Source organism: Mucilaginibacter sp. KACC 22063 (assembly GCF_028736115.1).
Lineage (GTDB): Bacteria > Bacteroidota > Bacteroidia > Sphingobacteriales > Sphingobacteriaceae > Mucilaginibacter.
The window spans coordinates 2,459,405-2,470,730 of sequence record NZ_CP117877.1 but is presented as its reverse complement, the minus strand read 5'-3'; the positions used below and the strand labels follow the sequence as shown (position 1 = coordinate 2,470,730).

General features: G+C 40.5%; 12 protein-coding genes. 6 read left to right on the top strand and 6 right to left on the bottom strand.

The window, feature by feature from the left end; all coding sequences use genetic code 11:
- Positions 1 to 35: 35 nt before the first annotated feature.
- From trpB to trpD, 3 genes are read right to left on the bottom strand one after another with little or no spacing between them, the layout of a single operon-like run.
- Positions 36 to 1,217, bottom strand: coding sequence for a tryptophan synthase subunit beta (trpB, locus tag PQ461_RS10475; RefSeq protein ID WP_274205444.1), 1,182 nt, complete (start codon positions 1,215 to 1,217; stop codon positions 36 to 38).
- Positions 1,207 to 1,842, bottom strand: a complete 636-nt coding sequence (locus PQ461_RS10470) for a phosphoribosylanthranilate isomerase (protein ID WP_274205443.1) — start codon at positions 1,840 to 1,842, stop codon at positions 1,207 to 1,209. The genes trpB and PQ461_RS10470 overlap by 11 nt, the downstream gene beginning before the upstream one ends.
- Positions 1,842 to 2,834: an anthranilate phosphoribosyltransferase gene (gene trpD, locus PQ461_RS10465; protein ID WP_274205442.1), complete on the bottom strand. Its 993-nt coding sequence runs from the start codon at positions 2,832 to 2,834 to the stop codon at positions 1,842 to 1,844. The genes PQ461_RS10470 and trpD overlap by 1 nt, the downstream gene beginning before the upstream one ends.
- Positions 2,835 to 3,078: 244 nt before the next feature.
- On the opposite strand from trpD, the gene PQ461_RS10460 reads away from it, so the two are divergent.
- A complete protein-coding gene (locus PQ461_RS10460) occupies positions 3,079 to 4,026 on the top strand; it encodes an ion channel (protein WP_274205441.1) in 948 nt (315 codons plus the stop codon).
- A gap of 27 nt (positions 4,027 to 4,053) precedes the next feature.
- Here the strand turns inward: PQ461_RS10460 and PQ461_RS10455 are convergent, their stop codons facing one another.
- The 3 genes from PQ461_RS10455 to recR are packed head-to-tail and all read right to left on the bottom strand — an operon-like array spanning position 4,054 to position 6,312.
- A complete protein-coding gene (locus tag PQ461_RS10455) occupies positions 4,054 to 4,872 on the bottom strand; it encodes an SDR family oxidoreductase (RefSeq protein WP_274205440.1) in 819 nt (272 codons plus the stop codon).
- A complete protein-coding gene (locus PQ461_RS10450; RefSeq protein WP_274205439.1) occupies positions 4,856 to 5,686 on the bottom strand; it encodes a glycosyltransferase family 2 protein in 831 nt (276 codons plus the stop codon). The genes PQ461_RS10455 and PQ461_RS10450 overlap by 17 nt, the downstream gene beginning before the upstream one ends.
- Before the next feature lie 8 nt (positions 5,687 to 5,694).
- Positions 5,695 to 6,312, bottom strand: coding sequence for a recombination mediator RecR (gene recR / locus PQ461_RS10445; RefSeq protein ID WP_274205438.1), 618 nt, complete (start codon positions 6,310 to 6,312; stop codon positions 5,695 to 5,697).
- Positions 6,313 to 6,406: 94 nt separating this feature from the next.
- On the opposite strand from recR, the gene PQ461_RS10440 reads away from it, so the two are divergent.
- The 5 genes from PQ461_RS10440 (at position 6,407) to PQ461_RS10420 (ending at position 11,302) form a co-directional block, all read left to right on the top strand.
- Entirely contained in the window at positions 6,407 to 7,891 is a 1,485-nt protein-coding gene (locus PQ461_RS10440) for a sodium:solute symporter (protein WP_274205437.1), read from the top strand.
- Between the two features lie 17 nt (positions 7,892 to 7,908).
- A complete protein-coding gene (locus PQ461_RS10435) occupies positions 7,909 to 8,616 on the top strand; it encodes an LOG family protein (protein ID WP_274205436.1) in 708 nt (235 codons plus the stop codon).
- Between the two features lie 131 nt (positions 8,617 to 8,747).
- Positions 8,748 to 9,554, top strand: coding sequence for a helix-turn-helix domain-containing protein (locus PQ461_RS10430; RefSeq protein ID WP_274205435.1), 807 nt, complete (start codon positions 8,748 to 8,750; stop codon positions 9,552 to 9,554).
- 61 nt (positions 9,555 to 9,615) lie between these two features.
- Positions 9,616 to 9,996, top strand: a complete 381-nt coding sequence (locus tag PQ461_RS10425; protein ID WP_274205434.1) for a VOC family protein — start codon at positions 9,616 to 9,618, stop codon at positions 9,994 to 9,996.
- A gap of 67 nt (positions 9,997 to 10,063) precedes the next feature.
- Positions 10,064 to 11,302 carry a TCR/Tet family MFS transporter gene (locus PQ461_RS10420; RefSeq protein WP_274205433.1) on the top strand — a complete coding sequence of 413 codons (1,239 nt, stop codon included), beginning with the start codon at positions 10,064 to 10,066 and terminating at the stop codon, positions 11,300 to 11,302.
- Positions 11,303 to 11,326 lie beyond the last annotated feature (24 nt).

The following is an 11,326-nucleotide window of genomic DNA, read 5'->3' as shown; positions in this document are numbered from 1 at the left end:
GCGTGACTAATGAACGGTGACCAATGACTAATTAGTTAAAATCCAAAGTGATTAATATATGTGGTAAGATCTTTATCTCCCCTGCCCGAAAGACAGATCACCACAATATCATCCTGATTAAATTTCATTTTATCAAGGTATGCAAAAGCATGTGCCGACTCTATAGCCGGGATAATGCCTTCTAACTGAGAGAGCAATAAGCCTGCATTCATGGCTTCATCGTCAGTAATACTTACATATTTTGCACGTTGTATTTTATGCAGATGCGCATGCTGGGGGCCAATGCCGGGATAATCCAACCCTGCAGATATAGAGTATGGTTCAACCACCTGCCCATCATCCGTTTGCATTAAAATGGTTCGGCTACCATGTAATACACCTTCACGGCCTAATGCCGTAGTAGCAGCAGAATGTCCGCTTTCTACACCTCGGCCAGCCGCTTCAACAGCGATCAGCTTTACGTCTTCATCATCCAGAAAATGATAGAACATGCCCATTGCATTGCTTCCGCCCCCCACACAGGCGATAGCATAATCAGGCAATTCTTTACCTGTTTGCTCAAGTAGTTGTTTCTTAGTTTCCAATGAAATGATCGACTGAAACCTTGCTACCATTTCCGGGTAAGGATAAGGCCCTACCACAGAACCTATAATGTAGTGTGTATCAACCGGGTTGTTAATCCAGTCTCGCATGGCTTCGTTTGTAGCATCTTTAAGTGTTTTACTGCCAGATGTCGCCGGAACCACTTTCGCGCCCAGCATCTTCATGCGGGCAACATTTGGTGCCTGACGTTCCATATCCACTTCGCCCATGTAAACTACGCATTCAATACCCTTTAAAGCACAAACAGTTGCTGTGGCAACACCATGCTGACCGGCACCAGTTTCCGCTATAATGCGTTTTTTACCTAAACGTTCGGCAAGTAGTATCTGACCAATGGCGTTATTGATCTTATGTGAGCCCGTATGGTTCAGATCTTCGCGTTTCAGGTAAATATTTGTACCGTATTTTGCTGATAACCGTTTAGCAAGATATAATGGCGACGGCCTGCCTACATAATCTTTCAGCAATGCATCAAATTCTGTCCTGAAACTTTCACTTTCAGTAATGCTGATATATCGTTGTCTTAGTTCTTCAATATTAGGATAAAGCATTTCGGGAATATAAGCGCCACCGAAATCACCATAATATCCTTGTTCATTTACACTATATTTCATTTGTAGCAGTTTGTCTTAATTGTTGAAATGCTGTTTTTAGTTTCTCTATATCTTTCACACCCGGTTCTGTTTCAAAGCGACTGTTTAAGTCAACGCCGTAAAACATTGGATGTGTTATTTTTATCACCTGATCTATATTATCCGGACCAATGCCACCACTTAATAAAAAGGGCACGTTTAAGTCGTACCTGTCAAGCACTGACCAGTCGAACGTTTTTCCTGAGCCACCATGCTTATCTGTTTTGGTATCGAATATAAAGTAATCTACATGCCCTTCATAAGGTTGGCAGATACTAAAATCAAATTCGCTATCTAATCCGAAAGCTTTAAACAATGTCACTTTTTGTTTAAGGGTTTCGCACACCTCCGGGCTTTCATTACCATGCAGCTGCACGGCCTGAAAGCCATACTGATCAATCATTAAATTGATGTTTTCTAATGATTCATTTACGAAAACTGCGGTTTTATGGCTTTCTATCGATAAGTCTTTCACAAATTCGGCAGGCAGCTCTGCAATAAACCTTGGAGATGGCCCGTAGCATATAAAGCCCATATAGTCTGGTTTTAACCGAGCTACAGCCTGTATGTTTACAGGGTCTTTCAGTCCGCAAACTTTGATCTTCATTAATTAGCGTTGATTAATGATTTAAAACTTTTAAGTGCTTGCTGGCTCAATAAAGATTCTTCTGCCTCATAATAACAATCAGCAAAAGTAGTCTCCGGTTTTATGGTGCGGATAGCTAAAGCAGCATTACACAACACCACATTTTGCTGGGCATCTGTTCCCCTGCCTGTAAGTACGTTAACAAATATCTCTGCAGATTCTCCGATACTTTGCCCACCGGCAATGTCAGAAGGACTAATTTTTTCAAAGCCTAAATTTTCAAGCGTATTAATCTGCTCGCCCTGTGCAGAAAATGTTTTAAAATCACAGGTCAGTGAAACTTCGTCATAGCCGTCCAGCGCATTAAGTATCGTATAATTAGTTGACGATTTTTGATACAGATAAGCATACAACCTTGCCAGTTCTAAATTGTAGACTCCTACTAATTGATTTTTAGGTTTAGCCGGGTTTACCATTGGGCCAAGCATATTGAAAAAGGTTTTTACTGCCAGTTCTCGGCGGATGGGTGCTACGGTTTTCATAGCCGGGTGAAACAAAGGCGCATGTAAAAAGCAAATGCCTGATCTTTCCATATTGCGCTTTAGCTCATCAACATCATTAGTAAACTTGTAACCCAGGTATTCCATTACGTTAGAAGACCCGCAGCCTGATGAAACCCCGTAATTACCATGTTTAGCTACATGGTAACCAGCTCCGGCAACTACAAACGAAGCCAGTGTAGAAATATTAAAGGTGTCTTTACCATCTCCACCGGTGCCGCAAAGGTCAATCAAGTCATCAGCTTCAATTTCGACGGGCAGACAAAGGTCTAACATGGCATCCCTGAAACCTTCCAGTTCGTCCACAGTAATGCTGCGCATACAATAGGCGGTCATAAAAGCGGCCATTTGCGAATTGTTATATTTCCCTTGAGAGATATTAATAAGTATTTCTTTACTCTGCTGACGCGTAAAAGTCTTGTGTTCAAATAAATGGTTCAGTATCGCTTTCATATCCTTTTAAGGAAAAATATCTAACATTATATAAAAGAAAAGGGCTGCCGTATGGCAACCCTTTCAAATATCTTTATTTAACAAAACAGGGGATTGCCTTACGATTTCTCGTTAAGCCACCACCAGTTGTTATTTAATACTTTCATTGTCTGTGTATGGCACAAATATGAATATTGTTTTTATAAAAACAAACAGAATAAATATTTTTAGTCCTTTATTACATCATTTTTTCAGCTAATCATTAATGACTTCTAAGCAAAAACCTGTAAATCCGGAAGATGACCTTGGTTTTGGCTACCAGGCCGTACGCCAACGCATTATTAACCGCGATGGTACCATCAATGTTAAGCGGCGTGGCGTATCCTTTTTAAACAACAGCAACGTTTATCACCGTATGATTACCATGAGCTGGCTGAATTTCTGGTTAGTGATATTCATATGGTATACCCTTGTAAACATATTATTTGCATTCATTTATATTGCTATCGGCAGCCAGTATCTGTTAGGAACCGATGGCAATGATGGCCTTCATCATTTCTTAGGCGCTTTTTTCTTTTCCGCGCAAACGCTATCTACTGTAGGTTATGGGCATATCAGCCCAACCGGGATTGCCACAAATTTTGTTGCCGCCATAGAATCCATGTGCGGGCTGCTTGGCTTTGCGGTAGCTACAGGTTTGTTATATGGCCGCTTTTCGAGGCCATCGGCTAAAATTGCTTACAGCGACAAAATACTGATTGCCCCTTATGCCTTAAATAAAGGAAGAGGGCTAATGTTCAGAATGGCTAACCTGCGTCCCAACCTGCTTGCTGAAATGAGTGTAGAAGTAATTTTTTCCTATAATGAAATAGTTAATGGCAAACCGGTACGCCGCTTTTATCCGCTTGACTTAGAACGAAGTAAAGTTAGCATCATGACACTGAGCTGGACCATTGTTCACCCCATAAACGAAGACAGCCCGATGTATAACTGGACACTGGACGATTTTAAAACCAAGAACGGGGGATTTGCTGTTCTGGTTAAAGCCTTTGATGATACCTTCGCTCAAACTGTTCATTCGCGCACCTCGTATGAGTATAGCGAAATTGTTTGGGGAGCAAGCTTTACTCCTACATTTCATACTGACGAAAACGGCCAAGTAAATTTAGACCTTGATAAGATTAGCAGCTATAAACTGGTTGAGCAATTTTGATTGAATTAAAATTGGTTAATTAGGTAGTTACTTACTTAACAGCGGATCTTTTTCTTTAGTAAATACATTATAAACCAGCTTGTCTAACCAAGCCGGGAAGAATTTGCTTAGTGTTACGGTCAGCTTGCCCTGCCCTGTCATAATTAAGGTTCTTGCACGGTTGGCTACGCCATCAGCAATAATCCTGGCTACTTCTTCAGAGGTCATCATCTTTTGTTCATCCAGACTGCTCTCTCCCTGTTGCTTTCCTTCTTTATTTAAAGCTGTATTGCGGATGTTTGATGCAGTAAAGCCCGGGCACGCAGTTAATACATTTACACCTGTATGCAGATTTTCAACCCTTAAAGCATCTAAAAAACCATTCATGGCAAACTTAGATGCTGAATAACCCGTACGGCCGGGTAGCCCTTTGTATCCGGCTATTGATGATACGCCCACCACCGTACCTTTACTTTGCAACAAAGCAGGCATAGCGTATTTGGTGCAATATACAGTTCCCCAAAAATTAACGTCCATCAGGGTTTTTATAACCTGCAGATCGGCATCTTTAAACAAGGCACGCATAGAAATACCTGCATTGTTTACTAATACGTCTATCCTGCCAAAAGTAGTAATGGCTTGTTTTATCAGGTGCTCACAGTCTGTTTCAACAGAAACATCACATTGCACAGCAACTGCACGTATTTTATATTGATTTTCAATCGACTGAGAAATCTCGCAAAGATTTACGTATTGCCTTGCAGCTAAAACTAGGTTAGCGCCCCTGCTGGCAAACTCATTTGCCAAGGCCTTACCTATGCCTGATGAGGCGCCTGTAATTACTACAATTTTATCCTTTAAATTCATAAGCCGGGTACAGTTCCTGCACCGGTTTAACATAAAGGGCAGGTAAACTAAAGATATATTTTGCTGCGAATATAACCATCGCGCCATAAAAATTCTTCAGGTGACCTGAACTAAAACGTGGTAATTTGTTATCATTTAAATTGATAACGTATGTTTTTGGAAAGTAATAGTTTTTGAAACCCGCTAAACGGATACGGTATGACAGATCAATATTAGAACCGTAATTGCCAAAACGTTCGTCGAGCAAGCCTGTGGCGTTTAAAGCCTTACGCCTGATCAGCATGAACGCGCCGTTTAAAAAATCAGTTTCTGTGGTTTCAAACTCATCGCTTTTAATGCCTTTATAATATTCCGTCAGACGCGATTTTGGAAACTCTTTAAGCAAACCTGTTAGTTTGAAAAGTAATAGCCATGAATTGGGTATGATTTTTTTTGACTCTGGCAGGTAATTACCCTGTTCATCAAGCATACGTACACTTACACCACCTACATGAGCGTGGGCATCCATAAACTCTACTGCCTTGGCCAAGGTTACTTTTTTGGCAAGTACATCTGTATTCAGCAATAAAATGTATTCACCGTTAGCAAGGCTTATTCCGTGATTTGAAGCTTTTGCATACCCCTGTTCACCAACTGAAGTTATACGTACCTTCGGAAATTGCTTCATAACAGTTTCAACAGTTTTATCTGTTGATCCATTATCCACTAATATAATTTCCGTTTGAATTTTTTCAGATGCATCAGTTAAAGCCGCAAGAGAACGGCATAACAATTTACATTGATTAGAGCTTACGATAACTACAGATAACTTCATCCTTCCTACTACCTTGAGAGTGAGTTTTCGTACGGAACGCGTGTAGCGATAGACCGCCCCAGCGTAATTTCGTCCACATACTCTAACTCTCCCCCAAATGCTATGCCACGGGCAATGGTAGAGATGTTAATTTTAAAATCTTTTAATTTCTTATTAAGATAAAATATGGTAGTGTCGCCTTCCATGGTAGCACTAAGTGCAAAAATAACCTCTTTAACGTCCCCGGCATCCACTCTGGTTACCAAATTATCGATATTCAGGTCAGTTGGGCCAACACCATCCATCGGTGAAATTAATCCACCAAGTACATGATATAATCCGTTAAACTGATTCGTATTTTCAATAGCCATCACATCACGTGTATCCTCTACAATACATATTGTACTACGGTCTCTTCGGTTAGAAGTACAGATCTCGCAAACATGATGATCAGAAATATTATTGCATACCCGGCAAAAAACAATCTCATTACGCAATTTGCTTATTGCGCTGCTAAATTGCTGAACATCCTCTTTATCCTGGTTAAGCAGGTGAAGCACCAGTCGTAAAGCTGTTTTCTGACCCACTCCCGGCAATTTCGCAAACTCAGCAACAGCATTTTCAAGCAACTTAGAGGAAAAATTCATGATTCAAATTTAAAAAAAAGCACGTTATTTCTTGTCAGCAAACGGTCAACAGCCTATATTGGGCGGTGCCGTTATAAACCGGCCTATTATTTACATGTCTCCAGGCGTACTATTATTATTTGTTATCGGCTATTTTCTGGTTTTGATCATCATTTCATTTGTGACTACCAGGAAAGCATCAGACAATGACACCTTTTTTGTAGCTAACCGAAATTCTAAATGGTATTTGGTTGCTTTCGGAATGATCGGTACTGCACTTAGCGGCGTAACCTTTATATCCGTTCCGGGTAAAGTAGGCGCCCCCACAGGCGACCAGTTTGCTTATTTTCAGTTTGTACTGGGCAACGCCGCCGGTTTTATAGTGGTATGCCTTGTACTGTTACCGTTATATTACCGTTTAAAGCTCACCTCAATTTACGGCTACATCGAAAGCGCATTGGGTAAATGGAGTTACAAAACCGCTGCCGGAATATTTCTGATCAGCCGTACCATTGGCTCGGCGTTCAGACTATACCTGGTGGTTATTATACTCCAAAAATTCATATTTGATAGTTATCACATTCCTTTTGCCTTTACAGTATTGATATGCTTGCTATTGATATGGAGCTATACATTTAAAGGTGGGCTGAAAACCATTATCATTACTGACAGCCTGCAAACGCTGTTCCTGGTAACTTCGGTTTTTTTATCAATCTACTTTATTTGCCGCAGCTTAGATTTAAACACCATAACTACCTTTGAAACAGTTAAAAACAGCAGCTATTCTAAAATATTTTTCTGGAATGACCTACTCGGTAACAAACTGCATTTTCTGAAGCAGTTTTTGGGCGGAATGTTTATTACCATAGCTATGGTAGGGCTTGATCAGGACCTGATGCAAAAGAATCTGAGCCTTAAAAATATTCGCGAGGCGCAGAAGAACATGTTCAGTTTTACAGGGGTATTTGTGGTTATTAATATTTTCTTTTTAAGCGTTGGTGCACTGCTTTACATTTACGCAGCACACAATGGTGTTAAAGTAGAAAAAACCGATTATCTGTACCCTACTATTGCACTCAACTATTTAGGAGTTGTGCCGGCTGTCGTATTTATGCTTGGCTTAACAGCTGCAACATTTGCTACTACCGACTCTGCACTTACAGCACTCACCACATCTTTTTGTGTCGACTTTTTAAACTTTAATAAGCGCGAAGATATTAACTCAAAAAAAATGGTGGCATTAAGGCACTATGTACACATTGCCTTTTCAGGATTAATGTTTTTGACCATCATACTGTTCAATGCCATAAATAACGATGCTGTGGTAAGCGCTATTTTCAAGATTGCATCGTACACCTACGGGCCGTTGCTGGGCTTGTATGGATTTGGCCTGCTGGTAAAAAGCCGAATGGTGAACGACAAACTTGTACCGTTCATTTGCCTCATTTCACCAGCTATCTGCTATTTTTTAAGTACCGAATCGAAACGCCTGCTGGGTGGGTATGTTTTTGATAATGAGCTGATCATTATTAACGGATTGATTACATTTGCCGGCTTGCTGCTAACCTCAAAACCAAAAGAAGCGATTGCAGCGCTGTAAATATTACATATACGACTATGACAAGTGATGAAAAAATAAGAAGAGCTTTTACTAATAAAGACTGGCACGAGATTAAGGTAACCGACTCATGGCAGATCTTTAAAATAATGGCTGAGTTTGTTGACGGGTTTGAAAAACTGGCTAAAATTGGCCCGTGTGTATCCATATTTGGATCGGCTCGTACTAAAAACGAAAACAAATACTACCAACTGGCAGAAGATACGGCACGGTTGCTTACTGAAAACGGATATGGTGTAATCTCGGGCGGTGGCCCTGGTATTATGGAAGCTGCCAACAAAGGCGCTTATGAAGCCGGCGGTAAATCGGTAGGTTTAAACATCGAATTACCATTTGAGCAGTTCCACAATAAATATATCGACCGGGATAAATTACTGGAGTTTGATTATTTCTTTATTCGTAAAGTAATGTTCATGAAATATTCGCAGGGCTTTATTATTCTTCCCGGCGGTTTCGGAACCATGGACGAATCTTTTGAGGCGATCACCTTAATACAGACTGGTAAAATTGCCCGCTTCCCTATTGTGTTTGTTGGTGTTGATTACTGGAAAGGCTTGTTTAACTGGGTAGAAGAAAAAATGCTGGAAGCAGAACACAACATCAGCCCGGATGACCTTAACCTTTACCGTGTAGTTGATACAGCAGAGGAAGCAGTTGAACATATCCTGCGTTTCTACCAGAAATATATGCTGAAACCTAACTTTTAATTAAGTTAAAAACATATTATATCGGGGCTTTCATAAATTATATGAAGGCCCTTTTATTTTATAATCGTCATTGTTTTCTATATTATATTGGAATTTGGCTAACTTAAAATAAGTTATAGACAAGTTATATAATGCGCTACTTTACCATCCAGCCACCGGAGGAACTTAAACCCTATGTAAGATTTTACTGGGTGCTGGAACATGATTCAGGAATTGATGAACCGTCGTATGTTTATCGATCAGTCGCTGATGGCTGTGCCGAAATGGTGTTCCATTACCGGGCGACATTTAATGAACTAACGAATACAAAGGCAGAAAACGCAGGTACTTCAAGCATACAGTTTCAAACAACTCAATACCGGCGTTTTATAACTACCGAAAGCTTTAGCATTTTCGGGGCATATATTTACCCATTTGCTATACCATATCTTTTCAATATCCCAAGTAGCCATACCAGTAACCTGACTTTTGATTTTGATACTTTTTTAGGCAAAGCAGGTGTCGAACTGGAGGAGCAGATTATGCTTGCTGCCGATAATTTTAAAAGAGCAGAAATCTTATCATCATTCTTCATTAGCCGTTTAAGGCAAAACGTGTTAAAGGATCAGCGTATTACCACTGCTATACATGATGTGATACATCAGCAATGCTACCGAACTGTTTCACAACTGGCAGATATATATAATCTTTCGACACGCCAGTTTGATCGTAAGTTTAAAGAATACGCGGGCTTCTCTCCCAAAACATATATGCGCCTTGTACGCTTTCACGATGCACTGAATCAATACAAGGGTGATAAAACGCTTACCCAAATTGCACTTCAGTGCGGATATTATGATCAATCACACTTTATACATGATGTAAAAGAATTTACAGGCTATCATCCCAGCTTTTATTTTTCGGGTAATGCTGAAGGGACAGAATACCGTAACTTATAATGGCTGATTTTTACAATTTTCAGTTGCTAACAGCTAATACTTTTGTATAAAACAAACATTTATGTCGACTATAAACATCCCCGAAAATTATCAGGCAGTAATGCCTTACCTGATCTTAAAAAATGCTGATCATTTTATTGATTTTACCCGTATAGTGTTTGGCGCAACTGAGCAGTTGAAAACCATGCGTGATGAAAATACGATTATGCATGCCGAAGTAAATATCAACGGCAGCACTATTATGTTTGCTGATGCCACTGATACTTATTCTCAGCAAACGGCAGGCATGTTTGTTTATATAGAAAACTGTGACGACACTTACCAGAAGGCAATAGATAATGGCGCCGAAAGCATTTCTCCACCAGCCGATCAGTCTTATGGAAGAAGCGCGGGCATAAAAGATCCGTTTGGCAATACGTGGTGGATAACGAGCCAAATATAATTTTAATATTTATCTTAGGCTCTCCGTTTAGGAAACCAATAAATTATTAACCTGATACTGAACAACAATGTCCTCGACTGAAGGAAAACGCCAACCTGCCCTTGGCTTTATTTTCATCACTTTATTAATTGATATAACCGGTTTTGGTATTGTAATTCCGGTTTTTCCTAAGCTGATAGAACACCTTATACATGGCGACCTGAGCCAGGCTGCGCTTTGGGGCGGATGGCTTACCCTTGCTTATTCTGTGATGCAATTTCTGTTTGCCCCGGTATTAGGGAACCTGAGTGACCGTTACGGTCGCAGGCCGATATTACTAGGCTCATTATTGGGTTTTGGTATCGATTATACTTTCCTGGCATTTGCACCCAATATAGGTTTACTATTTGTAGGGCGTATTATAGCAGGTATCACCGGCGCCAGTTTTACAACGGCGTCTGCCTATATTGCAGATGTGAGTACGCCTGAAAAACGTGCGCAAAACTTCGGTATCATTGGAGCCGCCTTCGGACTTGGATTTATTATTGGACCAGTATTAGGCGGTGTATTGGGTCAATTCAGTACCAAGCTTCCGTTTTTAGCAGCTGCCGGATTAGCGCTGTTAAATGCCATATACGGCTTTTTCATATTACCCGAATCTTTGGCGCCGGAAAATCGCCGACCATTTGAATGGAAACGCGCAAATCCTGTAGGTTCTTTAATGCAACTCAAAAAGTACCCTGCGGTAAGTGGTCTTATTGTTTCATTAATATTGATCTACATTGCAGCACATGCCGTGCAAAGTACCTGGTCTTACTTCACCATGTCGCGCTTTAAATGGACGGAAGCTTTAGTAGGCTATTCGCTTGGCCTGGTTGGTTTGCTATCAGGTTTGGTACAGGGATTATTAATCCGTGTGACCATACCAAAGCTTGGGCAGAAAAAAAGTATTGTAATAGGCTTAACGCTTTATAGCATTGCCCTTTTCTTTTTTGCCATTGCCAGCCAAAGCTGGATGATGTATGCCATACTGGTAATCTATTGTACGGGAGGTATTGCAGGGCCAGCCTTGCAAGGACTGATTAGTACGCAGATTCCTCCAAATGAGCAGGGCGAATTACAAGGCGGCCTTACCAGCTTGATGAGCGTTACATCAATTATTGGACCGCCATTAATGACCAATCTCTTTGCATTTTTTACCGGTAAAAGCGCACCTGTACATTTTCCGGGAGCACCATTTTTAATGGGTGCCGTTTTAATGCTTGCAAGTACGCTGTTTGCTATTTTAAACTTTAAGCGTGCAAGGCAAAAAGTTGTCCCTGATTAAAAACATTAGCAAATAGTTTTGTTG

Coding starts and splice junctions, on each gene's coding strand:
- trpB (WP_274205444.1), bottom strand. CDS start 1,217: ATGAAATATAGTGTAAATGAACAAGGATATTATGGTGATTTCGGTGGC.
- PQ461_RS10470 (WP_274205443.1), bottom strand. CDS start 1,842: ATGAAGATCAAAGTTTGCGGACTGAAAGACCCTGTAAACATACAGGCT.
- trpD (WP_274205442.1), bottom strand. CDS start 2,834: ATGAAAGCGATACTGAACCATTTATTTGAACACAAGACTTTTACGCGT.
- PQ461_RS10460 (WP_274205441.1), top strand. CDS start 3,079: ATGACTTCTAAGCAAAAACCTGTAAATCCGGAAGATGACCTTGGTTTT.
- PQ461_RS10455 (WP_274205440.1), bottom strand. CDS start 4,872: ATGAATTTAAAGGATAAAATTGTAGTAATTACAGGCGCCTCATCAGGC.
- PQ461_RS10450 (WP_274205439.1), bottom strand. CDS start 5,686: ATGAAGTTATCTGTAGTTATCGTAAGCTCTAATCAATGTAAATTGTTA.
- recR (WP_274205438.1), bottom strand. CDS start 6,312: ATGAATTTTTCCTCTAAGTTGCTTGAAAATGCTGTTGCTGAGTTTGCG.
- PQ461_RS10440 (WP_274205437.1), top strand. CDS start 6,407: ATGTCTCCAGGCGTACTATTATTATTTGTTATCGGCTATTTTCTGGTT.
- PQ461_RS10435 (WP_274205436.1), top strand. CDS start 7,909: ATGACAAGTGATGAAAAAATAAGAAGAGCTTTTACTAATAAAGACTGG.
- PQ461_RS10430 (WP_274205435.1), top strand. CDS start 8,748: ATGCGCTACTTTACCATCCAGCCACCGGAGGAACTTAAACCCTATGTA.
- PQ461_RS10425 (WP_274205434.1), top strand. CDS start 9,616: ATGTCGACTATAAACATCCCCGAAAATTATCAGGCAGTAATGCCTTAC.
- PQ461_RS10420 (WP_274205433.1), top strand. CDS start 10,064: ATGTCCTCGACTGAAGGAAAACGCCAACCTGCCCTTGGCTTTATTTTC.